Origin of the sequence: Acinetobacter sp. YH01011 (assembly GCF_013420785.1) — a bacterium.
Taxonomy (GTDB): Bacteria; Pseudomonadota; Gammaproteobacteria; order Pseudomonadales; family Moraxellaceae; genus Acinetobacter; species Acinetobacter towneri.
This window is the reverse complement of sequence record NZ_VOYG01000010.1, coordinates 90,468-112,048: the sequence shown is the minus strand read 5'-3', so window position 1 is coordinate 112,048 and position 21,581 is coordinate 90,468. Positions and strand designations below refer to the sequence as shown.

The window sequence follows — 21,581 nt, the reverse complement described above, 5'->3', positions numbered from 1 at the left end:
GTTAACGAGTTTAGCCCACAACAAATCTTTCATTTACATCTTTATTTCAGAATTGATTTAATAAACCATCAATATAGGTTTAATCATGAAAGCTACCAATCTTGATCCGAAACGCTGGTGGATATTGCTCGCTGTCGTGCTTGCATTTCTGCCGATTGTGATTGATATGACTGTACTGCATGTTGCGGTTCCCTCATTAACCCAATCGCTGAGTGCCACAAGTAACCAAGTCTTATGGATTATTGATATTTATCCATTACTTATGGCTGGACTTTTAGTTCCGATGGGAACTTTGGCTGATCGTGTCGGCAATCGTAAGATTCTGCTGATTGGCTTGGTTATATTTGGAATTGCCTCAGTCCTTGCGGCATTTTCCCAAACGGCTTCTATGCTGATTGCCGCACGTGCTTTATTAGCATTAGGCGGTGCCATGATTATGCCCTGTGTATTGGGTATTATTCGCAGAACCTTCGAAGACAGTCGCGAACGTGCCATTGCGCTGGGTATTTGGGGCACAATCGGATCAGCCGGTGCCGCCATTGGACCGCTCATTGGTGGGGGATTGTTAGAATATTTCTGGTGGGGTTCAGTTTTCCTGATTAACGTCCCAATCATGCTGGTTGTCGCACCAATGTGCTATTTCTTATTGTCCCGAAAAGAAGCTATAACCCCTGGACATTGGGCATTTGGTCAAGCGCTATTGCTGATTGTCGGTTTGATTTCGTTTGTATATGCACTAAAAGCAGGCTTAGGCGGTAAACAGTCGTTGTTGATTGTCTTGCCTTTGGTCGTTTTATCTATCGGCTTATTAACCATATTTGTACGCAAACAGCTGAATTCTCCTCAGCCGATGCTAGATCTTTCGCTATTTTCACGTCCTGCTATTTTAGCCGGCATTATTATGGCAATGGTTGCTGCAGGCGCTTTGGCAGGGGTTGAGTTAACTTTGGCAATGGAGCTGCAATATGTCATTCGTTTAACACCGCTGCAAGCCGGTCTTTTTATGGTTCCGATTATGGTTGCGGCCGCTATTGGCGGGCCTATTGCTGGTTTTTTATCCAATAAATTTGGACTCCGTCTGGTTGCGACCATGTCATTAATATTGGCAGCAATTGCGTTGGTCAGTTTGAGTTATTCAGATTTTCATCATCCGGGAATCATCGTTCCCTTTATTTTAGCTTCGATTGGATTAACACTGAGTATTGGTTTAACAGCTTCATCCATTGCGATCATGGGCTCAGTACCTGCAGAAAAGGGCGGTGCGGCAGGTTCACTTGAAAGTACAGGTTATGAACTGGGTACAGGACTAGGTATTACTTTATTTGGTGTTTTCATGGCCTATATATTTGGCAGTCATCTTCAAGTGCCGTCAGATTTAACTGCTGTTTTAGCAGAAAAAGCCAGACTTTCGATTGGTGATACCTATTTAGTGGCGAGCCAGTTACCCGTTGAACAAGGTACAGCATTGATTAACGCAGGTAAAATTGCCTTCAGTTCAGCTCATGTTAATTTATTATTAACAGCAGGGATTATCATCGGGATACTCTCCATTGTGGTATTTTTTATGCTAGCTAAATATCGAGATGAGAATTCATTGTGATGAAATTTATTTGAGGATCATCAAACAGAATGGTTAAGTTCAGACATCAATTTATCTTAAATTTATGGTTTAAATTAAGCCGTATTAATCTGAACTTAACACATTATAAATGAGTTGATGTCTTACGATTTAGTTGAATAGTAAAACAGCTGCCACCTAAGTTTTTGGATTTAGAATAATAAATATGACCTTGGTGTGCTTCAATAATTGCATCAATCACTGCCAAGCCTAATCCAGTACCGCCATCTAGACATGATCTAGAGTCTTCCAGTCGATAGAAGGGTTTGAACAGGTGTTTAAGATGCGATTCATCAATACCAGGACCTTCATCTTCAAACGTCAATACCCAATGTTCTGCTGTGGTTACAGATGTAATATTTATTTTTCCAGCATTCGAATATCTTAGAAAGTTAGAGAACAATGCAATAAAGACCTGTTCCATCCTTCTTATATCAACGCAAACCAATTTATCCGTCAAATTTAAAACAATAGTTAAACCTTTAACATGAAACCGTTCATTAAACATCTGCAGACATTTTTCAATACTATTTTTTAAATTGGTCTTTTCTAGTTCTAATCGTAATTGTTTATTTTCAATAAGTGTCAGTGTCCGTAAATCTTCCACAAGGTAAGATAAGCCTTCGACTTGGTTCAATAAGCTTAGGTGTAAAGCTTTATCGGCAATAAATATACCATCGACAATACCTTGCAAGCGACCTTGTAATATTGTCACAGGTGTTCGTAATTCATGTGCAATTGCAGCATTCCAAACAGTTGAATTCTTAACTGATACTTCAAGTTGGTTTGCCATTTCATTGAAGTTCTCAATAAGAGACTTGATTTCATGTGGAATATCATGATGTGGCTGTTTAATTCTGAGTGCTAAATTGCCTTGTTGAATTTGTTGAATAACATCTGCTAAATCACTAATTGGCTGTGTATAGCGTTTTCCATATTTAAAGGCGAGGATAGTAGAAAGAAAAAAGCCTGTTAATAGCACTAAAAACAGCCAGATAAAGTCAACGGAGGTAACTGAAAATTCATTTGAATTAATAACTTGTGTATTTAGAAAACCTATTTTTATCGCCCAGCTATAAACAAAATAGCCAATCATGAAAGATAACAGCGTAATGCCTAAATTGAATAGGCTCATCATGATAATAAACTGGAAGTTAATTCCAACAGAATTTTTAAAAAAGTTAAATTTCATGATTTTGATCTAAGCGATACCCCACGCCACGGACATTGATTAATAAGCCATTTACATCATTTTCTTCAAGTTTTTTGCGTAATTTGCTGATATGGCTATCTACAGTGCGATCTAAAGCATCACTTTCAGGCATACAGTTTTGGATCAATTCATTACGTGTAAAGACTTTATTCGGTGTTTTTGCCATCAAAAACAGTATCTTATACTCAGTTAACGTAAGGTTGAGCAACTGATTTCTTTGACCATTTGAAATGTAAACTTGATGATGATCTGGATTAATTTCAATATTTCTATAACGAATAATATTAGTTATTTCCATATTTTGGCTTGTACTTCGTCTAAGTACGGCTTGTATTCGTGCAATCACTTCGTTTGGGTTAAATGGCTTAATAATAAAGTCATCAGCACCCATTTTTAGCCCCATGATCTTATTCACTTGATCATCTAAGGCAGTCAGCATAATGACAGGTAAATGACTTGTTTGACGGATGATTTGTAGAATTTCCCAGCCATTTAGTTTGGGTAATTTAATATCAAGGAGAATCAGGTCGATAGAGTTGGCTTTTAGGCACTCTAAAGCTTGTTGTCCATCCAATGCACGGATGACCTGCATGTTTTCATTTTTTATGTATTTTTCAAGAATGTCACCAATATCATAATCATCTTCTACAACGAGAATGACGCTGTTTTCGAAGCTGTGCTGTAGATTTGGATACATATATTTTATCTTAGATGAAGTAGCTATGCATTTTAACATTTAATTGTGTAATGGAGATGATTAGACGAGCAGTCATTTATATTTGTAATTGAGGGGTGACATATAATAAAATTCGTTGCATATCAGTATTAATGAACAAAATGTCAATTATCATTCATTTAACATAATGGCTGTTATGCGAAACGAGATCTACCAGCTCTCGTTTTTTGTTATGGAAACTGCTAAAATTCAAATACGCCATTGACGTATAAAGAGTCCATGTTATTTATTGAAACCAGCATCTTTACCAAGCAAATTAAAGACCTTGTATCTGATGAGGAATATCGTCAACTTCAGCAAGATCTTTTGGTACAGCCTGATAGAGGTGACCTAATCAAGAATGGCGGTGGTATTCGCAAAGTACGTTGTGCTCAAGGTAACAAAGGGAAAAGTGGTGGGATACGGGTGATTTATTATTGGGTCACCGAGGATGATCAGATCTTTTTCTTAGTGGCTTATCCAAAATCAGTAAAAGATAATTTAACAGATAAGGAAACCGCCATTCTGCACCAACTCGTGAAGGAGCAATTTCATGGATAACAACTTATTTGATGACTTGGTTGCTTCAATCAAAGAAGCTGGAGCTATCAAACGTAAAGAAGTTAAAGCAAGCCGAGTTACAGAACTCGAATTGCCTGATATTAAAGAAGTACGTGAAAAAACTGGCTTGAGCCAAAATGAATTTGCTGCACGTCTACATATTAGCCCCCGTACCCTGCAAAATTGGGAACAGGGACGACGCTATCCAACTGGACCAGCAGCTACATTGATTCGAATTTTAGATGCTCACCCAAGCCTTATTTGAAAAAATTACTTAAAAAATGGGAGCTTAAGGCTCCCATTTTTATTTCGTATAAGGTGTATTATGTTAATTTTAGAAAATCTTCACTACTATTCCTTTTAAAATAAGCCTTATATCCAAGCATAAAACAAGGTTGTCTAGACTTCTTTTAACAGTAAAGTTATCATAAAACTGAATTTTATTTTTTAGGTAAGTTTATGCATTCTATCCGCATTCGTTAAGACACAACTATTTGCATAGTGACACTATTTTATAATGGTGGGCTTTTGTTGTGTCTTTAAGAATATATGCGGATATATAAAGTAAAAGTATGCTTAATTTATAAGTATGCTTTTAGTGCATAGTTTCCAGTTATAACTTAATTGACTAGCTATTTGTCCACCCTGTGGATGAATAGCTTTTTTTTTGGGAGGACACTGTGATGCTAGCTTTTGTTTTCACCTAAATCCTGTTTGCTGCATAAAAAATTTCAAGAGCTAAACAGGAGTAAATAAAAATGAGTTTAATTATTAAAGCGAGAAACATACGCTTGGATTATGCTGGGCGTGATGTTTTGGATATTGATGAATTGGAAATTCACTCTTATGACCGTATTGGTCTTGTGGGTGATAACGGAGCAGGAAAGAGTAGTTTACTCAAAGTACTTAATGGCGAAATTGTTTTAGCCGAAGCGACATTACAGCGTTTTGGTGATTTTGCACATATCAGCCAACTGGGCGGAATCGAAATAGAAACGGTCGAAGACCGGGCAATGTTATCTCGCCTTGGTGTTTCCAATGTACAAAACGACACAATGAGTGGCGGAGAGGAAACTCGTGCAAAAATTGCTGCCGCATTTTCCCAACAAGTACATGGCATTCTAGCGGATGAACCAACCAGCCACCTTGATCTCAATGGAATAGATCTACTTATTGGTCAACTTAAAGCATTTGATGGAGCATTACTTGTTATCAGTCATGACCGATATTTTCTTGATATGGTTGTAGACAAGATATGGGAGTTAAAAGACGGTAAAATTACGGAATATTGGGGTGGTTACTCGGATTACTTGCGTCAAAAAGAAGAAGAGCGACAACACCAAGCCGTAGAATATGAGCTGATGATGAAGGAACGGGAGCGATTAGAATCTGCTGTGCAAGAAAAACGCCAGCAAGCTAATCGATTAGACAATAAGAAAAAAGGAGAAAAATCCAAAAACTCTACCGAAAGTGCTGGACGACTTGGGCATGCAAAAATGACTGGCACCAAGCAAAGAAAACTGTATCAGGCAGCTAAGAGTATGGAAAAGCGTTTGGCTGCATTAGAAGATATTCAAGCACCAGAGCATTTGCGTTCTATTCGTTTTCGTCAAAGTTCAGCCCTAGAACTGCACAATAAGTTCCCGATTACGGCAGATGGTCTGAGCTTAAAATTTGGTAGCCGTACTATCTTTGATGACGCTAACTTTATAATACCGCTTGGCGCTAAAGTCGCTATAACTGGATCGAATGGAACAGGGAAAACGTCCTTGTTAAAAATGATATCAGAACGTGCTGATGGATTAACCATATCTCCAAAAGCTGAAATTGGCTACTTTACACAAACAGGATATAAATTTAACACGCATAAATCTGTGCTCTCCTTTATGCAGGAAGAGTGCGAGTACACAGTTGCGGAAATTCGTGCAGTATTGGCTTCAATGGGGATCGGAGCGAATGATATTCAAAAAAACTTATCCGACTTATCGGGAGGTGAAATCATCAAACTGCTTTTATCCAAAATGCTTTTAGGAAAATATAATATTTTGCTTATGGATGAACCAGGAAACTATCTTGACCTAAAAAGTATTGCCGCATTAGAAACAATGATGAAGTCCTATGCAGGAACTATTATCTTCGTATCTCATGACAAGCAATTGGTCGATAATATTGCTGACATTATCTACGAGATCAAAGACCACAAAATCATCAAGACTTTTGAGAGAGATTGTTAATGATAGCCAATCTAATCCGAACATTAATTATTGAACTCTTTAAAGGAAATTAAAAATGACAATTCAAGATATTCAATCACTTGCTGAAGCACACGGCTTGTTGCTTACGGACAAAATGAATTTCAATGAAATGGGCATTGATTTTAAGGTCGTTTTTGCTCTTGATACAAAGGGGCAACAATGGTTGCTGCGTATTCCTCGTCGTGATGGCATGAGGGAACAAATCAAGAAAGAAAAACGCATTTTAGAATTGGTAAAAAAACATCTTTCTGTAGAGGTTCCTGATTGGAGAATTTCATCTACAGAATTAGTGGCTTATCCCATACTTAAAGATAATCCTGTTTTAAATTTGGATGCTGAAACCTATGAAATAATTTGGAATATGGACAAAGATAGCCCGAAATACATAACATCTTTGGCAAAAACCTTATTTGAAATCCATAGTATTCCTGAAAAAGAAGTTCGGGAAAATGATTTGAAAATTATGAAACCTTCAGATTTAAGACCTGAAATAGCAAACAATTTGCAGTTAGTAAAATCTGAAATTGGTATAAGTGAGCAATTGGAAACCCGCTACAGAAAATGGTTGGATAATGATGTTCTATGGGCAGATTTCACCCAATTTATACATGGCGATTTATATGCTGGGCATGTACTAGCTTCAAAGGATGGAGCTGTTTCAGGCGTTATTGATTGGTCAACAGCCCATATAGATGACCCAGCGATTGATTTTGCTGGGCATGTAACTTTGTTTGGAGAAGAAAGCCTCAAAACTCTAATCATCAAGTATGAAAAACTAGGGGGTAAAGTTTGGAATAAACTATATGAACAGACTTTAGAAAGAGCAGCGGCCTCTCCTTTGATGTATGGTTTATTTGCCTTAGAAACTCAAAATGAAAGCCTTATCGTTGGAGCAAAAGCTCAGTTGGGAGTTATATAATTTAAAAATATGATTGCTGAGAACTGCCTTGTTTTGAAACTTGGTTGGCTTTAATTAGTTTTTAGTATTCTTTATAGAAAATGCCTCGATCAAGGGGCATTTCTAACAATCATTTAACATAAAATTTCTTATGTGAAGTAACCTGAATGCAGCGGTGCCCCATTGGGGGCGCGTTGAGATAAGCCTCTTTTAGATAACTTTAGCAACTCGATAGACAGTTGCAACTCCACAATTCACTGCTTTGGCAATTTCTTCCTTAGTCATATTGCCAACTACTAGCAATTCTTTTATTCGTTTATGTTTAGCCTCATTTGCCTTCTTGCCTGTTGGTTTGTAACCCGAACGTGCCAGGCCCTGCTTAATACGTTCTATACGTTTCTCATTGTCTAGGCGGGCCATTGTTGCCAGAAGATCAATCAACATATTGTTGATGAGTTCCAAGATTGAATGAGTAATGCTGTCACTGGTTTGAATCATTTGGTAGGTAGTAGGAAGATCTGCTACGACTAAACGAAGTCCCTTCTCCTGGATCCTGCGCTTCAGCTCTTGAAAATCTCGTTGGGTTAGGCGTGATAAGCGGTCAATACTTTCAACTAACAATGTGTCACCTTGATTTGCTTCTGACAGTAGCTTATTCAATTCAGGTCGGTCTAACTTCGTACCACTATAGTTTTCCACGTACACAATGGTTTCACCCAAATTCAAGTTTTGGTTTAGATCCTGAAGAATCTGCAAAGCCCTTTCTGCATCTTGATCTTTAGTTGAAGCTCGTAGATAAATACGTGTATTCATTTCTATCATTTAATCTTAATTCTATTAGATTAATGATAATACTATCATTTAATTATTGCATTAAGTCTAATGATAGATATTGTATGCGATTTGGCTCGCTATCATTCAGGTATACTCTTTTGATAAAAAAAGCATAACTAAAAGCCATGCCTTGGGAATTCGTATAACGTGTATTATGTTAATTTTAGAAAATCTGTTTTAGTTTGTACCTTTTCAAAATTATGTAAAAAGCAAATAAAACACTTATCCAGAACAAATAATCAAAAATAAAATATAAGAAGATAAATTGATCTATTCCTATAATAATATTTAAAGGATCTAGCGCTATACTCCCACCTGGAGATACTTCACCATCTACTAAAAACTGTAAGGGAAATCCTCCTCCAATGACTTTAACTTTTCCAAGCTTGTCTACAACTATACGATCCACTAATGTATATTTCTGATAAAACAAAGATAAATAAGTAAAAATAAAAGATAAGCAATTGAAGTATAAAAATTTTTTCATAATTTCCTCTCATATATCTACTAATTTTAACAATTTTTAATCAGAGCCTTTTGGAATAATTTGCTTTAATTTCTCTATTACTCTCTCAAAAAATTCCTTTAATATGAAAAGATTAGAATTTATTTTATTAAGTTTACTTGCAGCCTGCAGTCCAGTTACAGAAAAAATTGAATCAAATATAGTTGTTCCACGTATTCAATATACGGGGGGAGCAGATAATGCAAGTTATAGTGAGGCTAAGCTTATTAGGGAAGGTAAATGCCTATACCTAGAACATGCTGATGGCTCTAAAGTTCTGCCAATTTTTGCTACAAAAACTCTAGATTGGGATACGGAAACTAAGAGCCTAAAAGTAGATTCGGATACTTATTTTTTAGGTGATAAAGCAGCATATGGAGGCGGAGAATCCTATCCTCTAGAAAAAAATAATTATTCTTGGATAACTGAAGTAGATCATAGCTGTGATACCTCAAAAGTTATAGTTATTAATCGACTCATAAGACCAATTGAAGAACTACCAAAATGAAGAATAGCCTATTTTACTGTCTTACATTAGTTCTACTTATAGGATGCCAGCCATTTGAAAAGGATGGATATATTTTTATTAAAAATCAGACTGATTATCCAATTACAGACCTTAAAGTAACTTATATTAGTGCTCAAAAAACTTATAGCTTAGGTACTCTTTATCCTTATTCAGAATATAAATACGCCATCAATTACGAGCGGCACAATGAGGATTCAATAATCTTTTCATATTTAGATAAAAATCATAAAAAGATTAATCAAGAAGTAGCTACGTATGCAGCCAAATATGATAGGAAAAGTTATGAAATAGTTATTCAATAGAATATAAATTACAATTACTAATTGAACGAAAAAACTTCAATTTGAAATTTCAAAAACTTGATTTTCCCACTAAACAACTATCCATTTAACATAGTGGTTGTTATACGAACTATCTTTGTAATGCATATTGCATTACAATATTCTCATGCATTCAATAAATGGGAAAATGATGGCTACTGTTAATTTCAGGGTCGATGAAGCCCTTAAAGAAAAGTCTTATTCCATCCTAAAAGAACAAGGAATTGCACCTACTGAGTTCTTTACTAATATTCTTGAATATATTGCTACGACTGGAAAGCTTCCAGTACAAAAAGCTTTACTCTCAGAGGAAGATGCTGATTTATTAGCTCTTGTTCGCAAACGTGTTAATGATCCTAAAGAGATGTTCGAGGAAGTCACATTAGATGACTTATAAGCTTTTACGTCATAAGGACTTCACTGCAGAATGGGAAAAGCTTCCTAGTGCTATACGAGATCAATTCAAGAAAAAATTAGCTAAGGTAATAGAGCAACCACATATTCCAAAGAATATGCTTAAAGGTGATCTTGCAGGCTGCTATAAAATAAAATTATTAAAAGCTGGTGTCCGACTTGTTTACCAGGTCAAAGATGATCAGGTAGTTATTTTGCTAATTACCGTTGGAAAACGAGCTGATAGCATTGTTTATGATGAAGCAAAAAAGCGGATAAAAGACTAAAAATGGGAGCTGCATGCCCCCATTTTTGGCTTCGTATAACGTGTATTATGTTAATTTTAGAAGATCTATACAATTCTGTACTTTTTCACAATCATAGAAAAAGCAAATAAAATACTTATCCAAAATAAATAATCAATAAAAAAATTGAGAAAAACAAATTGATCCATGCCGATGAAAATAAATAAAGGATTGATACTTATACTTCCGACTGGAGAGGTTTCACCATCTATAAGGAACTGGAGAGGAAATCCCCCAGCTATGACTTTAACTTTTTCAAGCTTATCTACAACTATGCGAGCAACTAATATATTTTTTTGATAAAGCAAAGATACGTAAGTCAAAATAATCGCTAAAAAATTAAAATATAATATTTTTTTCATAACTATTCTTTATCTTTTAAGTTAATTAAAAACAGCCAATAACATAAGCCAGGAAATAGAGCCAGAAAGCTAGCCCATGTATTGGTATACATCTTCCACCAATCTTCAGCAATCTTTCCAGTATGCCCCCATCCTAAAAGAATAAAAAATGGAGTAGCAATAATTAGAGAGGTAATACAGATGGTTAATAAATTAAGACTGTTATAACGATTTAAAAGAATTGAGAATATGTAGCTAAAAGGCACAGTCAAAATACAATAAGCCAAGTAAATAAGACCGTGTCCTACAAGAACTACGAAAATCGAGTATAGGCTGTATTCGTGATTCACTGCGATAAACAGGACTGTTGTTAAAAAAAGTAAAGGTAAAGGAGCAAGTAAGAGTGCTTTTACTATTTGTTCATTTGAGTATTTCACTAATTTAATTCTCTTATCTACTCAATAAATAATAATACTATAACGATTTTATTGGAGGTTTTTTGATTCTATTTAACATAATGGTGGTTATACGAATTGAACGTGTAAGCCCAAAGTAGAAATGTCCGGTTTCTCCAAAGTAAAAATGTCCGCTTTTAGAATATGCACTTTTGCAATTTTCTTAGCGGACGGTTTGATATGTTGGTGTCTATGTCGGATAAAGAACTTAAACGATTGTCGGTCTTGCAGGAAATCTGTGATCAACGCATAACCCAGTCCCAAGCTGCTCAGCTACTTCATATTTCAGAGCGTCAGATCAGACGTTTATTGCAAAAATACAAAGCTCAAGGCCCAGCTGCATTAGCCCATGCCGGTCGTGGTCAAATCAGCAATTCCAGGCTTCCTGAAGAGCTCAGACTCAAGTGCCTCAATATTGTTTCTGATCAACTGCATGGTTTCGGACCCACTTTAGCGCATGAAAAGCTCACCACCGTTCATGGCTTTGATATTTCAGTGGAAACACTGCGTTCCTGGATGATTGCAGCCGATTTATGGATTCCTCGCGCCAAGCGTCTGAAACGCCCGTATCAGCCTCGTTATAACCGGGACTGTTATGGTGAACTGATCCAAATCGATGGCTCACACCATGACTGGTTTGAAGGTCGAGCCCCTAAATGCTGTCTGCTGGTATTTATCGATGATGCCACAGGAAAATTGCAGCATTTACGCTTCTGTGAATCAGAATCAGCCTTTGACTATATGATTTCAACACGTTTGTATATTGAGCAGCATGGTAAGCCGTTGGCATTTTACAGCGATAAACATTCAGTCTTCAGGGTGAATCAAAGCAGTAAGAAAGACACCAAGATTACCCAGTTTGGGCGCGTACTCAGCACCCTGAATATCGATATTATCTTCGCTAATTCACCACAGGCCAAAGGCCGTGTAGAACGGGCCAATAGAACGCTTCAGGACCGTCTGATCAAAGAAATGCGCCTGGAAGGCATCTGTTCGATTGAGCAAGCGAATGCCTGGCTACCCTGCTTCATTGAGCAGTTCAATCAGAAGTTCGCCAAGATGGCTTTTAATCCCAAGGATTTACACCGGACTGTTACTGAAACTGCTGAGGAGTTAGATGATGTTTTTACTTGGCGTGAACCCCGCAGAGTCACGAATAGCCTGACGATTACTTATGATAAATGCGTATATCTCCTGGAAAACACGGAAGAAAACCAAAGATTGATTGGTAAGTATCTTGAGTTCCTAGAATACCCGGATGGTACAGTCGCGATTGAATATCAGGGAAGAAAAATCAATTACAGCATCTTCGATAAATTAAGTCAGCTTAACCAGCGAGAGATTGTTGAGAATAAACGTTTAGGTGCTGTTCTCAATCATATTCAACAACAGCATGAAGAATTGGAACAGCAATACAAACGCAATCGTTCTCAATCTATGCCAAGAAGACGTGCACAGAAAACAGCAATTCAACAACGAAATCTGAATCCTGTGCTTGACTTGGAAATGTCTGTATAGGACATTTCTATTTGGTTTTAAGATAGGACATTTCTACTTTGGAATAACAGAACGTAAGCGTCCGCTGAACCCCATGCCTATTTTTTAATTCGGTTCAGGTTTCCAGCGGTGTGGTAGCAATTCTTCAATCTGAGTCACTTTATGTGTCGGCAACCTTTTCAGCACATCACTTAAATAGGCATTTAATCCTGAGAACTAAGAATTATCATTTAAAAATACCACAAAGTAGTATAAAATAAACTACTACAAGGTAGTATGAATGCAATCAATGTATACAATATGTGAGACTCCATTATTTACTAAATACTGTCTTGTTTATTGGACTCAGGAAGAATATGAGGAATTCAAAACATTCTTAGCATTAAATCCTGAAGCAGGAGATGTAGAGCCTAATGCAGGTGGTATTCGTAAGATTAGATGGACTAGCGGTGGTAGAGGTAAAAGTGGTGGTGTCAGAGTCATCTACTTTAATCGTTTAGCAAATGGAGAGATTTGGTTATTAACCTTGTACAGTAAAAAGCAAACTGTACAGCTTAGTAAGAAGACTCTTCAAGCATTAGTGGAGAAACTAAATGACTCGTTTAATGACTGAAAAAGAACTTGAGGCTTTTGAAGCAACTAGGGATATTGAAGCTGAAATATTACAAGGCATCGACGATATGCTTACTAGTAATGCAGCGAAAAGAACCGTAATCACTGAGACAGATGTAGCGTTAGCTCGTAGAAAGGCTCAACTAACACAAGATCAGTTTGCTAAGATTCTTGGCGTATCAAGACGTACTCTTGAATCATGGGAACAAGGTGCGAGAAGACCATCAGGAGCAGCAACATCCCTTATTCGATTATTTATTGTTGATCCAAAATTTGTAAAAGAGAGTCTGGCTTAATTTAGACAGCTCTCTACTATATTTATTTAAGGTTTTTTATGAAGCACTTAGGATTTGTGGGAAAAAGTACTGAATATTTAGGGTATACCCATATTGAAATTATCAATAGCTCATTACGCTTATCTTTCAATATTCCATCAACAAAAGATCTAGAAGAAACCTTTAAAAAGATAGTCGAAAATAACTATGATTTACTCATGGAAACATCAGCAGAAATCGAGTTCGAATTAGAAAGTGAAACGCTAGCAAAGATAGAAACCATCATAAAAGAAAAAGGGATTGAACTTGATGAGTTTGTTCAAAATGCGCTGATTAAACTTATCAACCAAAATGAATTGGCTAAGACTGATTAGACCTTAAATGCAGACAATAAAAAACCCCAGCATCCTGCCGGGGTTTCTCATATTGGGTTGCTAGGTATGACTCCTGTCTTACCTCACGCTCCTGGTGCGATCTTTCTTATTCTTGTTGTTTGGAACTTCCTGTTCCTGATGAGTTCATCATAGGAAAATTCCACTGTTCCTGGTAGCCGCAAAGAGCCGAGATTGTTGTGCGCCAGGGCGTACAAAATAGCCTAAATTTTATCCACAGCCATTGGGGATAGTTTCGGATCCTGAAAGCCGATGAAATGGGCACTGATTGCCAAATTGATCGTTTTTTAATCAAATTTACTGGCAAAATATTACAGATCTGCTTAAAAACTCACCAACTTATTACAAAAGCCGATTTTTTGCTTTTTCTTAGTCATGGCTAAATTTTCAAGTGATTGATATTTATATTAATATACAAGTGTACTTCGTATAATCGCCATTATGTTAAATAGAGGGAAAATCTATTTTTAAAGTGATAAAATTATTGCAGTTATTTTAAGAATAGCTGCTTTTGATACTTGATCATCTATCCTAATTAAAAACTGTTTTTTAATAATTTGGAATATAAATAAGATTTAGTTAAAATTAACATTATTCATATAAATTAACATTATGTATTACATTTACTAATAATTTAAAATAATTAGTAGAAAAAAATTATGTTTTAATTATTTCTTTGATTATATAAGTTGAGAGTAAAAAATGATTAATACGGAATTTTCAAAGTGTATTTCTGCATGTACAAACTGTTCACTTATTTGTACTGAATGTGCAACTTCTTGTTTAAAAGAAAAAGATTTAGAGATGATGCGTGAATGTATTCAACGTTGTCTAGAATGTGCAGATATTTGTCAGTTATGTGTGCGTATGCAACAACATAACTCACCTTTCCTCAAAGAGATTTGTGAGCTTTGTGCTAAGATCTGTGAATATTGTGCGGAAGAGTGTGAAAAACATTCACATGATCATTGTAAAAAATGTGCTGAGGCTTGCCGTCAGTGTGCAGAAGAATGTCGAAAAATTGCCATGTAAAATACTTCAATAATGTTAATTATATGCTCTAGACTAACATAATCATTCTGCTAGTCTAGAGCCTTTCCTAAAATTAACATAATACACCTTATACGAAGCCAAAAATGGGAGCTTTAAGCTCCCATTTTTAGTCTTTAATTCGCTTTTTCGCTTCGTCATAAACTATGCTATCAGCTCGTTTTCCGACGGTAATGAGCAGGATAACTACCTGATCATCTTTAACTTGATAGACAAGTCGGACACCAGCTTTTAATAATTTGATTTTATAGCAACCTGCAAGATCGCCTCTAAGCATATTCTTTGGAATATGTGGCTGCTCTATGACTTTGGCTAGTTTCTTTTTAAATTGATCTCGTATAGCAACAGGGAGTTTTCCCATTCTGCTGTAAAGTCCTTGTGACGTAAAAGCTTATAAGTCATCTAATGTGACTTCCTCAAACATCTCTTTAGGATCATTAATGCGCTTACGGACAAGAGCTAATAATTCTTCATCTTCTTCCGAAAGCAAAGCTTTTTTGACAGGCAGTTTCCCAGTCGTAGCAACATACTCAAGAATACTAGTGAAGAAATCAGTAGGTGCAATACCTTGCTCTTTAAGGATTGAATAAGATTTTTCTTTAAGGGCTTCATCGATCCTGAAGTTAACAGTAGCCATCATATTTCCCAAGTATTTAATGTACTAGGAATATTGTAATGCAAATTGCATTACAAGTCGACTTCGCATAACAGCCATTATGTTAAATGGAAGGAAGCAAAATAAGTTAACATTTTGCTTCCGGCCACATTAAGCTAGAGTTTTATTTAAATAAAGCTATTTAGTAATCATTAAATTAATTAAAATCTAAATCTAACACCAGCTCCATATAACCAACCTTTCTCAGAGTTTGATTCTATTTGCCACGACGTTTCATCATTACCTTTTGAATACTCATAGGCAATGTCGATATAAGGCATGATCTTTTTACTGATTTCATAGCGAGTTTCAAACCCTGCGGTTGCACTGCTTAAACCAGTTTTTTTCGCATATTTAGAGTCATCACTAAAGATAGCATCCAACTCTAAATAAGGTTGAATAATCAACTTTTGCGTAATCAGAAAATCACGTTCCGTTTCTAGGCTAAAGCCCGCATAATTGTCTTCTCCCGCATAGAGATAAGCATCAGTTTCAAAGAAATATGGCGCCATACCATGTAAGCCAATCACCGCATCAACATTTTCTTCGGTGTCTTTGCGATGATCATTGAGTTCAACTTTTTCACTACGATAACGTGCACCAATCTGTGCATCCCAAAAGTCTGAAATCATACGGCTATATAAAAGTTTGGCATCATAATGTGCATCATGCGATTCTTCTTTATCGGCATGAATTTTAATAAAAAGCTTATTTTCATCTGTGCCAATACGGGTTTCAAACTCTGACTTTAAATCACCTGTGCCATCTTCATTGACAAGCCACTTATTGTCCACTGTCGTAATCGCATAAATTTGCGCACCGTGTTCTGAGCGATGATCATAATGCGAACTCTGCTGAGCATTCGCATCTGGTACATGATGTAAATGATTAACCGTAGATGTTGCCTGATGTTGTGCCTGATTCATTTGGCTATGGTTCATTTGAGAGCGATCCATTTGCATCGGCTGATTTTGACTAGAAGATGTAGCAACTGTCATTTTTTCAGGCGCACTATGATCTTCACCATTATGTGCCAAACTCACTGCACTGACCATCAACAAAGAGCTTGCTAAAACAGTTTTAGAAAAAAGATTAATGGTGCGCATGTTGATCTCCTTTCTGTACTTTTTGATCTTGCTGTTTCTCTGTTGATTTGTGATGCATTGGCTGATGACCTGCATGTTGATGGTTCATCGGTGCTGAATGTGCAGCATGATTCATTTTCCCCATCATCTGCATGTGTTGTGCATGCTCTTGTGGAGAATGCTGTGAATGATCCATCTCAGACATCGCTTGATGATTCATTGATGGTACATTTTTTCCATCAGTCTGAGCAGTTGAATGATGCCCTTCGTGCGCCAAACTTAAGCTTGTTAAACTCAATACCGCAACAGAAAAAAACGCTTTAAATACAAAATTAGTGATGTGCATGTCCAGCTCCTTTTTGCTCAGTTACTTGGTGAGTTTGAGTCGAATTTGTACCTTGAATTGGCGTTGTAGACACTTGTTCATCGCTAACATTTGCCACGATCAACTTGTTCATCATTCCTGCACTCATGTGATACAACAAATGACAATGGATTGCCCATTCGCCCAACTCATCCGCAGTTAATAAAGCAGTGACTGTTTTACCCGGTGGTACAATCAATGTGTGTTTATTCGGCATATCTACCGACTCTTGACCATTCTCCAACTGCATAAACATGCCATGTAAATGCATGGGGTGCGCCATCATACTGTCATTAATAAATTTGATACGGATACGCTCGCCATACTTCACTTTTAATGGCTCAGCATCGCTGAATTTTTTACCGTTAATCGTCCAAATATAACGCTCCATAGTACCGCCCAAACGCACTACTAATTCACTGCTAGCTTCACGAGTATCTTTTTGCGGTTCTAAAGATTTTAAATCACTATATTGCAAGGCTTTATTGCCCGCAGGTGTAGATGCATTTGCCCAACCATAAACCACTTGATCATTTTCTTGTGGTTTTGCTGTGCCATGCTGTGAATGATCCATTTTCGAGTGATCCATGCCTTGCATATCGCCATGGTTCATTTTTGAATGATCCATTTTCGAGTGATCCATGCCTTGCATATCGCCATGGTTCATTTTTGAATGATCCATTTTCGAGTGATCCATGCCTTGCATATCGCCATGGTTCATTTTTGAATGATCCATTTTCGAGTGATCCATGCCTTGCATATTGCCGTGGTTCATTTTCGAATGATCCATTCCTGCATGATCACCACCACCATGTCCCATATCTTCCATGGTCAAAAGTGAGCGTGGACGTGGTGCAGGCATATGAATGCCATGTGTCATAGGATTTAGTTCATTGTGCAGTGTACCAATCGCATAGCCTGAACGGTCAATTGACTCAGCTTCAATTTGATAATGTCCGCCTTTTGGCTCCACAATCACATCATAAGTTTCAGCTGTGCCAATACGAAACTCATCCACAGCAACAGGTTTTACAGGCTGACCATCAGCACTGACCACAGTCATTTTCAAGTTAGGAATACGGACATCGTAGAAAGACATCGCAGATGCATTCACAAAACGTAGGCGAATTTTTTCATTCGGTTTAAACATTCCTGTCCAATTTTGTTCAGGTGTTTTGCCATTAATGAGGAAGGTATAACCTGTAACATCCGACATGTCGGTTTTTAGCATACGCATCTGATTCCACATTTTGCGGTCAGACCATGTCGCTTTTATGCCATCACGTTTAACCTGCTTCCAAACATCACCCAAGGTTTCACGCTGATCTTGATAATATTCAGCTGAAATTTTAAGATCTTTCTGAATTTGATCACTGGTTTTTTCATGAAAATCTGACAACATCACCACATAGTCACGTTCAGCTTTTTCATGTGCTGCCAATGGTGTTTTACCTTTTGGATAAATCACAAAAGAACCATATAAGCCGTCCTGTTCCTGTCCTTTAGAATGAGCGTGATACCAATAAGTCCCGCTTTGGCGAATCTTGAATTTATAAACATACTCGCTTTGAGGCTTAATACCGTTAAAACCATTAAATCCCGGTACACCATCCATAATGCCCGGCAACAACAGTCCGTGCCAATGAATAGAAGAATCTTGGTTTTTTAAATTATTTTTCACGCGAATGATGGCTTCATCACCCTCTTCAAACTCAAGCAAAGGCGCAGGAAATTGACCATTTACGGTAATGCGCTTTACAGGCTTTCCAGTTGGGCTGACCACTGCTTCATCAATAACAAGCTGATATTCACGCACTTCGGCAAAAACCAAAGGCGACGATGCAAAACAAATACCTGCTAATAGGTACGAACTAATTTTATGAGACATAACTTAACCTTAATTTTTGAAAAATAAATAAATTTTAAAAAAAATGGTTAAGTTTTAGGAGGACGTGAAATTTCTTGCCAATACCCATTTAGATATTGGTTGGGGTAATAAAAATTAGGCTGATCTATAGAATAGAAGGTATCTAGGGGATCTAGCGAGCTTTGCAAAGAATGAAGACATGAGATCTGTGTCTGGCAGGATAAGCTAGAACATTCCTGACACTTTTTGTGATCTATATTCTGATTAAGAGCTAAATGATTATGGCAATCGGTATTCGTCTGTACTTCGTGATTAATACCATGTTGAGTGACTTGCTGTGCTTGATCTAAACAATGATCTTGGCTCATTTCAGTTTGCATATTGATATGCATTATCTTTACTGATGCAACAGACACACTACTCCATCCTATGGCAAAAACCATAAGAAAACAAAACCAAAGTTTTTTGGAGAGATGAGTCAACACGAATGCTATCTAGGAATAGAATTTAATCCAAAATATCTTAACGGAATTTCAAATATTTACAACCCAATATAATTTAGTAGTTTCTCTAAAATTAACATAATACACGTTATGCGAAATTAGAAAAATGAGTTTATTGCACTGATATTTATCTGTTTTTTAAATTTTAGACCTGGGTTGGTGCCCAGGTTTTTTTATTGCGTATAACAGCCATGATGTTAAATAGTTCTCTTTTTAGATAAATATTCATGTTTTCAATACATGCTAATTAGAGATTTTGAACTCAAGCAATTCTATAAAATTTTAACTTATGTGTACCTCTACTTTTAACTTCGGTTATTTATGGGAGGATTACCGGTGGCCTAACTTAAATAAAAAGTCTCCGACAAACCCGGTACGGTTCACTATCTATTGTTATTCTTACCTGAAATTGATGTGAGCTTATAGAGACAAGGTAAATTTGCAAAAGTGCCGGCTATTCAGTGTTCATTGAATGTTTAATTTAATTTATTAAGCTTGACCTTGGAGTGGCTCTAAGCCTTATACTTGGTACAAATTTTTCGATTGTTATGATGATGCGTTCTACTACATGGATTACAGTCTTGGTTGGATTGTTCATGTTCCAAAGCTTTTGGAATGTGGCGGCGGCCTTTTGTGTCCATGAACAACAGCCTCAATCACAGCAGAGTTATCATTTTGGTCATCACCAAAATACCTTGTGTGCCAGCGATAGTCGTCAACACGATCATAATGGACAGTCAGAAAACATAAAAACATTCAGTAGCGATTTAGAAATCGGTGAAGATCATCAAGATCATCTACCATCGATGACGCATTTGATTGTACAAAATGAAAAAGTAGATGTGTTTCATCCAAGCTCTGAAGTTAAAGTGAATCCACAATTTCATTGGAAAAACAGCTATCAGGCTCCTGACCTGTTTCAACAAAGCCCACCTCCCGAATTTTCCCCGCTCATGGTGGGGTAGCCTAAAACATTCCCACCACTTTTATTATTTAAATAAGTGGGAAAAATCATGTCTTCACAATCAATTATACTCTTGCGTCATAGCTTGGTTGCTTGTATATGTGCAGCGGCTATGCAATATAGCTATGCTGAAAACGTTACCAGCTTTGAATCCGCTTTAGCAAAAGTACAAAGTTACCAGACTCAAGACAAGCTGTGGCAACAAGTTCAGCAAATATCTGAATTGAATATTCAGCAAAGTCGGTTATGGCAGAATCCAAGTATAAGTTTAGAACAGTCTGGCTTTGGCTCAGGTCAAGAACAGGAATTCAATGTTGGCGTTAGTCAACCTCTAGATCTATTTGGTCAGCGTAAGCTGAACCGGGTGATTGCCAATACCTCGAATCAACAAATCCAATTGCAACAGCAATTATGGAAGGCACAAAGCCAACTGATTGTTAAATTTGCATGGTCGCAATTTGCACTTGCTGAGGTTGAGCAGTCTGCTTATTCAGTACAGTTAAAAACAAGTAAAGCCAATCTGGACAGTGCCCAGAAACGCTATCAGGCAGGCAGTATTGCCCTGGTTGATTTTGAGCGTACCCAAATTGAAGCGCTAGAAATCCAACGACTTTATCAGCAAGCGATGCTGAATAAACAAGCTGCCGGTCGTCAGCTGTCTAATTTGTGGGGGGGAGAAACATCTTCACATCTTCAATTGAATAAAACCGCTATCCCTTGGCCAGAGCAAAGTCTCCAAACTGTGCAACGGTATATTGCTGAAGGGTGGCTAGAAAAATTCTATGCCTTGAACATTCAGCAATCGGATCATCAAATTGAAAATTTAAGAATTCAGGCACGTCCCAATCCGACTTTAAATGTAGGCATGAAACGTAGCAAAACCCCTAATGAAAGCAACGATACGACTTTGGCAATCGGCGTGGCTATTCCACTGAATATTTTCAACCGCCAGCAATATGCGATCCCGATGGTCCAGCAACAGCAAATATTGCTGAACCAACAGCAGCAGCGTGAGCTGAAGCAACAAATACTCAATATTGCCAACAGCATGCATCAGCTCAAAGGTTTACGTAGCCAGTTCGATGCCACAACAGCACAAGTTACTTTGGCGACCAAAGTTCAGAGCCGTACTTTACAAGGGTTTCAGGCAGGGAAACTGTCCATTACCGACGTTCAGCAAGCAACCACCCAACTGCAGAATCTTCGATTGGGTCAATTACAAATTCTACGTCAAGCTTGGCAAACTGCCCTCGCAGCTGAGGCACTCAGTATTGGCACAAGTTATGAAGAAATTAGCCGTTCGGATGCCTATACACAACTGAATAAAAAGGCAGTCGAAGCATCGCAAAATTTAATCAATGGGGGAGCACGATAA

Annotated in this window: 25 protein-coding genes and 2 pseudogenes; 15 read left to right on the top strand and 12 right to left on the bottom strand. The window is 37.2% G+C overall.

The window, feature by feature from the left end:
• Positions 1-85: 85 nt before the first annotated feature.
• Complete coding sequence (locus FTT78_RS08635) at positions 86-1,600, top strand: MFS transporter (RefSeq protein ID WP_032073148.1); 1,515 nt, start codon at positions 86-88, stop codon at positions 1,598-1,600.
• A gap of 103 nt (positions 1,601-1,703) precedes the next feature.
• On the opposite strand, the gene adeS is transcribed toward FTT78_RS08635, so the two are convergent.
• Both adeS and adeR read right to left on the bottom strand, forming a co-directional pair.
• Positions 1,704-2,810, bottom strand: a complete 1,107-nt coding sequence (gene adeS / locus FTT78_RS08630; RefSeq protein WP_032073131.1) for a two-component sensor histidine kinase AdeS — start codon at positions 2,808-2,810, stop codon at positions 1,704-1,706.
• Positions 2,800-3,528 carry an efflux system response regulator transcription factor AdeR gene (adeR, locus tag FTT78_RS08625; RefSeq protein WP_032073130.1) on the bottom strand — a complete coding sequence of 243 codons (729 nt, stop codon included), beginning with the start codon at positions 3,526-3,528 and terminating at the stop codon, positions 2,800-2,802. The genes adeS and adeR overlap by 11 nt, the downstream gene beginning before the upstream one ends.
• 258 nt (positions 3,529-3,786) lie before the next feature.
• On the opposite strand from adeR, the gene FTT78_RS08620 reads away from it, so the two are divergent.
• The 4 genes from FTT78_RS08620 (at position 3,787) to FTT78_RS08605 (ending at position 7,281) form a co-directional block, all read left to right on the top strand.
• Positions 3,787-4,107, top strand: a complete 321-nt coding sequence (locus tag FTT78_RS08620; RefSeq protein WP_000897307.1) for a type II toxin-antitoxin system RelE/ParE family toxin — start codon at positions 3,787-3,789, stop codon at positions 4,105-4,107.
• Complete coding sequence (nadS, locus tag FTT78_RS08615) at positions 4,100-4,372, top strand: NadS family protein (RefSeq protein WP_000369781.1); 273 nt, start codon at positions 4,100-4,102, stop codon at positions 4,370-4,372. The genes FTT78_RS08620 and nadS overlap by 8 nt, the downstream gene beginning before the upstream one ends.
• A 493-nt stretch (positions 4,373-4,865) precedes the next feature.
• Positions 4,866-6,341, top strand: coding sequence for an ABC-F type ribosomal protection protein Msr(E) (gene msr(E) / locus FTT78_RS08610; protein ID WP_000052512.1), 1,476 nt, complete (start codon positions 4,866-4,868; stop codon positions 6,339-6,341).
• A gap of 55 nt (positions 6,342-6,396) precedes the next feature.
• Positions 6,397-7,281 (top strand): Mph(E) family macrolide 2'-phosphotransferase, encoded by an 885-nt coding sequence (locus tag FTT78_RS08605; RefSeq protein ID WP_180044039.1) that lies wholly within the window; start codon positions 6,397-6,399, stop codon positions 7,279-7,281.
• A 189-nt stretch (positions 7,282-7,470) separates the two neighbouring features.
• Here FTT78_RS08605 and FTT78_RS08600 read toward each other — a convergent pair whose 3' ends face one another.
• The gene (locus FTT78_RS08600; RefSeq protein ID WP_015060246.1) at positions 7,471-8,082 is read right to left on the bottom strand and encodes a recombinase family protein; all 612 of its coding nucleotides are present in this window, start codon (positions 8,080-8,082) and stop codon (positions 7,471-7,473) included.
• 175 nt (positions 8,083-8,257) lie between these two features.
• Entirely contained in the window at positions 8,258-8,581 is a 324-nt protein-coding gene (locus tag FTT78_RS08595) for a hypothetical protein (protein WP_004676058.1), read from the bottom strand.
• A gap of 103 nt (positions 8,582-8,684) precedes the next feature.
• Between FTT78_RS08595 and FTT78_RS08590 the strand changes: the two genes are divergently transcribed.
• The 3 genes from FTT78_RS08590 (at position 8,685) to FTT78_RS08580 (ending at position 10,128) form a co-directional block, all read left to right on the top strand.
• Positions 8,685-9,107 (top strand): hypothetical protein, encoded by a 423-nt coding sequence (locus FTT78_RS08590; protein WP_004676061.1) that lies wholly within the window; start codon positions 8,685-8,687, stop codon positions 9,105-9,107.
• Between the two features lie 492 nt (positions 9,108-9,599).
• Positions 9,600-9,845 carry a type II toxin-antitoxin system RelB/DinJ family antitoxin gene (locus FTT78_RS08585; RefSeq protein ID WP_070154357.1) on the top strand — a complete coding sequence of 82 codons (246 nt, stop codon included), beginning with the start codon at positions 9,600-9,602 and terminating at the stop codon, positions 9,843-9,845.
• On the top strand, positions 9,835-10,128 hold the full coding sequence (locus FTT78_RS08580) for a type II toxin-antitoxin system RelE/ParE family toxin (RefSeq protein WP_004733298.1): 294 nt from the start codon (positions 9,835-9,837) through the stop codon (positions 10,126-10,128). Before FTT78_RS08585 ends, FTT78_RS08580 begins: the two co-directional genes overlap by 11 nt.
• 65 nt (positions 10,129-10,193) lie before the next feature.
• Here the strand turns inward: FTT78_RS08580 and FTT78_RS08575 are convergent, their stop codons facing one another.
• Positions 10,194-10,508, bottom strand: a complete 315-nt coding sequence (locus tag FTT78_RS08575) for a hypothetical protein (protein ID WP_070155405.1) — start codon at positions 10,506-10,508, stop codon at positions 10,194-10,196.
• Positions 10,509-10,510: 2 nt separating this feature from the next.
• Positions 10,511-10,924, bottom strand: a complete 414-nt coding sequence (locus FTT78_RS08570; protein ID WP_070155403.1) for a hypothetical protein — start codon at positions 10,922-10,924, stop codon at positions 10,511-10,513.
• Between the two features lie 210 nt (positions 10,925-11,134).
• On the opposite strand from FTT78_RS08570, the gene FTT78_RS08565 reads away from it, so the two are divergent.
• Positions 11,135-12,460: an ISNCY family transposase gene (locus FTT78_RS08565; protein WP_179994539.1), complete on the top strand. Its 1,326-nt coding sequence runs from the start codon at positions 11,135-11,137 to the stop codon at positions 12,458-12,460.
• Positions 12,461-12,544: 84 nt separating this feature from the next.
• On the opposite strand, the pseudogene FTT78_RS08560 reads toward FTT78_RS08565, so the two are convergent.
• Positions 12,545-12,640: pseudogene (locus FTT78_RS08560) on the bottom strand (transposase domain-containing protein); the annotation flags it as partial.
• Positions 12,641-12,728: 88 nt separating this feature from the next.
• Here FTT78_RS08560 and FTT78_RS08555 point away from each other — a divergent pair.
• The 4 genes from FTT78_RS08555 (at position 12,729) to FTT78_RS08540 (ending at position 14,750) form a co-directional block, all read left to right on the top strand.
• Positions 12,729-13,052, top strand: coding sequence for a transcriptional regulator (locus FTT78_RS08555; protein WP_104505828.1), 324 nt, complete (start codon positions 12,729-12,731; stop codon positions 13,050-13,052).
• Positions 13,033-13,347: a DNA-binding transcriptional regulator gene (locus FTT78_RS08550; RefSeq protein WP_104505827.1), complete on the top strand. Its 315-nt coding sequence runs from the start codon at positions 13,033-13,035 to the stop codon at positions 13,345-13,347. The genes FTT78_RS08555 and FTT78_RS08550 overlap by 20 nt, the downstream gene beginning before the upstream one ends.
• A gap of 38 nt (positions 13,348-13,385) precedes the next feature.
• The gene (locus FTT78_RS08545) at positions 13,386-13,700 is read left to right on the top strand and encodes a hypothetical protein (RefSeq protein WP_104505826.1); all 315 of its coding nucleotides are present in this window, start codon (positions 13,386-13,388) and stop codon (positions 13,698-13,700) included.
• A 720-nt stretch (positions 13,701-14,420) separates the two neighbouring features.
• The gene (locus tag FTT78_RS08540) at positions 14,421-14,750 is read left to right on the top strand and encodes a four-helix bundle copper-binding protein (protein ID WP_016658833.1); all 330 of its coding nucleotides are present in this window, start codon (positions 14,421-14,423) and stop codon (positions 14,748-14,750) included.
• Between the two features lie 127 nt (positions 14,751-14,877).
• Here FTT78_RS08540 and FTT78_RS08535 read toward each other — a convergent pair.
• From FTT78_RS08535 to FTT78_RS08515, 5 genes and pseudogenes are all read right to left on the bottom strand, one after another.
• Positions 14,878-15,170, bottom strand: a pseudogene (locus FTT78_RS08535) (type II toxin-antitoxin system RelE/ParE family toxin).
• The gene (locus tag FTT78_RS08530) at positions 15,160-15,405 is read right to left on the bottom strand and encodes a type II toxin-antitoxin system RelB/DinJ family antitoxin (protein ID WP_000246755.1); all 246 of its coding nucleotides are present in this window, start codon (positions 15,403-15,405) and stop codon (positions 15,160-15,162) included. Before FTT78_RS08530 ends, FTT78_RS08535 begins: the two are co-directional and overlap by 11 nt.
• A 179-nt stretch (positions 15,406-15,584) precedes the next feature.
• Positions 15,585-16,529, bottom strand: coding sequence for a copper resistance protein B (locus FTT78_RS08525; protein ID WP_154320112.1), 945 nt, complete (start codon positions 16,527-16,529; stop codon positions 15,585-15,587).
• Positions 16,516-16,854, bottom strand: coding sequence for a hypothetical protein (locus FTT78_RS08520; RefSeq protein ID WP_004897649.1), 339 nt, complete (start codon positions 16,852-16,854; stop codon positions 16,516-16,518). The genes FTT78_RS08525 and FTT78_RS08520 overlap by 14 nt, the downstream gene beginning before the upstream one ends.
• Complete coding sequence (locus FTT78_RS08515; protein WP_180034265.1) at positions 16,841-18,760, bottom strand: multicopper oxidase domain-containing protein; 1,920 nt, start codon at positions 18,758-18,760, stop codon at positions 16,841-16,843. Before FTT78_RS08515 ends, FTT78_RS08520 begins: the two co-directional genes overlap by 14 nt.
• Positions 18,761-19,793: 1,033 nt before the next feature.
• Between FTT78_RS08515 and FTT78_RS08510 the strand changes: the two genes are divergently transcribed.
• Positions 19,794-20,207, top strand: a complete 414-nt coding sequence (locus FTT78_RS08510) for a cation efflux protein, CzcI-like (protein WP_225530251.1) — start codon at positions 19,794-19,796, stop codon at positions 20,205-20,207.
• A gap of 48 nt (positions 20,208-20,255) precedes the next feature.
• A complete protein-coding gene (locus tag FTT78_RS08505) occupies positions 20,256-21,581 on the top strand; it encodes a TolC family protein (protein ID WP_035269736.1) in 1,326 nt (441 codons plus the stop codon).

What these genes read in the sequence shown, in the direction of transcription:
- FTT78_RS08635 (WP_032073148.1), top strand. Translation starts at nt 86, where the DNA reads ATGAAAGCTACCAATCTTGATCCGAAACGCTGGTGGATATTGCTCGCT.
- adeS (WP_032073131.1), bottom strand. Translation starts at nt 2,810, where the DNA reads ATGAAATTTAACTTTTTTAAAAATTCTGTTGGAATTAACTTCCAGTTT.
- adeR (WP_032073130.1), bottom strand. Translation starts at nt 3,528, where the DNA reads ATGTATCCAAATCTACAGCACAGCTTCGAAAACAGCGTCATTCTCGTT.
- FTT78_RS08620 (WP_000897307.1), top strand. Translation starts at nt 3,787, where the DNA reads ATGTTATTTATTGAAACCAGCATCTTTACCAAGCAAATTAAAGACCTT.
- nadS (WP_000369781.1), top strand. Translation starts at nt 4,100, where the DNA reads ATGGATAACAACTTATTTGATGACTTGGTTGCTTCAATCAAAGAAGCT.
- FTT78_RS08605 (WP_180044039.1), top strand. Translation starts at nt 6,397, where the DNA reads ATGACAATTCAAGATATTCAATCACTTGCTGAAGCACACGGCTTGTTG.
- FTT78_RS08600 (WP_015060246.1), bottom strand. Translation starts at nt 8,082, where the DNA reads ATGATAGAAATGAATACACGTATTTATCTACGAGCTTCAACTAAAGAT.
- FTT78_RS08595 (WP_004676058.1), bottom strand. Translation starts at nt 8,581, where the DNA reads ATGAAAAAATTTTTATACTTCAATTGCTTATCTTTTATTTTTACTTAT.
- FTT78_RS08590 (WP_004676061.1), top strand. Translation starts at nt 8,685, where the DNA reads ATGAAAAGATTAGAATTTATTTTATTAAGTTTACTTGCAGCCTGCAGT.
- FTT78_RS08585 (WP_070154357.1), top strand. Translation starts at nt 9,600, where the DNA reads ATGGCTACTGTTAATTTCAGGGTCGATGAAGCCCTTAAAGAAAAGTCT.
- FTT78_RS08580 (WP_004733298.1), top strand. Translation starts at nt 9,835, where the DNA reads ATGACTTATAAGCTTTTACGTCATAAGGACTTCACTGCAGAATGGGAA.
- FTT78_RS08575 (WP_070155405.1), bottom strand. Translation starts at nt 10,508, where the DNA reads ATGAAAAAAATATTATATTTTAATTTTTTAGCGATTATTTTGACTTAC.
- FTT78_RS08565 (WP_179994539.1), top strand. Translation starts at nt 11,135, where the DNA reads ATGTCGGATAAAGAACTTAAACGATTGTCGGTCTTGCAGGAAATCTGT.
- FTT78_RS08555 (WP_104505828.1), top strand. Translation starts at nt 12,729, where the DNA reads ATGTATACAATATGTGAGACTCCATTATTTACTAAATACTGTCTTGTT.
- FTT78_RS08550 (WP_104505827.1), top strand. Translation starts at nt 13,033, where the DNA reads ATGACTCGTTTAATGACTGAAAAAGAACTTGAGGCTTTTGAAGCAACT.
- FTT78_RS08545 (WP_104505826.1), top strand. Translation starts at nt 13,386, where the DNA reads ATGAAGCACTTAGGATTTGTGGGAAAAAGTACTGAATATTTAGGGTAT.
- FTT78_RS08540 (WP_016658833.1), top strand. Translation starts at nt 14,421, where the DNA reads ATGATTAATACGGAATTTTCAAAGTGTATTTCTGCATGTACAAACTGT.
- FTT78_RS08530 (WP_000246755.1), bottom strand. Translation starts at nt 15,405, where the DNA reads ATGGCTACTGTTAACTTCAGGATCGATGAAGCCCTTAAAGAAAAATCT.
- FTT78_RS08525 (WP_154320112.1), bottom strand. Translation starts at nt 16,529, where the DNA reads ATGCGCACCATTAATCTTTTTTCTAAAACTGTTTTAGCAAGCTCTTTG.
- FTT78_RS08520 (WP_004897649.1), bottom strand. Translation starts at nt 16,854, where the DNA reads ATGCACATCACTAATTTTGTATTTAAAGCGTTTTTTTCTGTTGCGGTA.
- FTT78_RS08515 (WP_180034265.1), bottom strand. Translation starts at nt 18,760, where the DNA reads ATGTCTCATAAAATTAGTTCGTACCTATTAGCAGGTATTTGTTTTGCA.
- FTT78_RS08510 (WP_225530251.1), top strand. Translation starts at nt 19,794, where the DNA reads ATGATGCGTTCTACTACATGGATTACAGTCTTGGTTGGATTGTTCATG.
- FTT78_RS08505 (WP_035269736.1), top strand. Translation starts at nt 20,256, where the DNA reads ATGTCTTCACAATCAATTATACTCTTGCGTCATAGCTTGGTTGCTTGT.